1 protein-coding gene is annotated in these 766 nt (G+C 26.5%); it reads left to right on the top strand.

Going from position 1 to position 766, the window contains the following annotated elements:
* Nucleotides 1–766 (top strand): hydroxymethylglutaryl-CoA lyase-like TIM-barrel protein (locus IE124_RS34210; protein WP_502266945.1); only part of this gene is annotated, 766 nt, incomplete at both ends.

The raw sequence follows: 766 nt of genomic DNA, 5'->3' as shown, positions 1-766 counted from the left end.
TCAAATAGAATTTTTTTGTAAAAATATAAGTAAAAGAGATAAAGTTATAATATCAATTCATACTCATAATGACCGAGGATCAGCTGTTTCTGCAGCTGAATTAGCCATTTTAGCAGGAGCTGAACGTGTGGAAGGTACTTTATTAGGTAATGGGGAACGGACAGGAAATATGGATTTAATCACATTAGCTATGAATTTATATAGTCAAGGAGTAGATCCTAAAATTGATTTATCATGTCCAGAAGAACTAATAAAAATTGTTACTTCATGTACCAAAATAGCTATTCATCCGCGTCATCCTTGGATAGGACAATTAGTATATACAGCATTTTCTGGAAGTCATCAAGATGCTATACGTAAATCTTTAAAAAAACAAAAAACAAATGAAATATGGAAAGTAGCTTATTTACCTATCGATCCACATGACATAGGACGGAATTATAAATCTGTAGTTAGACTTAATAGTCAATCAGGGAAAAGTGGGATGGCTTTTTTGCTTGAAAGAGATTATAAAATTAAATTACCACGTTGGATGAGTATTGAGTTAGCACCTTTAGTACAAAAAGAAAGTGATAAAAATATGTTAGAATTATCTAGTTATGATATATACCAGATATTAAAAAATAACTTTTTTTTAGAAAACCCATTTACTTTATTTAAATATATTTTTAATATAACTAAAACTAGTTTTAAAATATATATTAATAATATTAATAAAATTATTTATATAAAAGATAAAAATATTATTTTAAAGTTTCTAACTAAT

It is taken from the genome of Streptomyces narbonensis (assembly GCF_014649015.1).
Classification (GTDB): domain Bacteria; phylum Actinomycetota; class Actinomycetes; order Streptomycetales; family Streptomycetaceae; genus Streptomyces; species Streptomyces narbonensis.
Note: the sequence above shows the minus strand (reverse complement) of the source record. Positions and strands in the feature narration are given on the sequence as shown.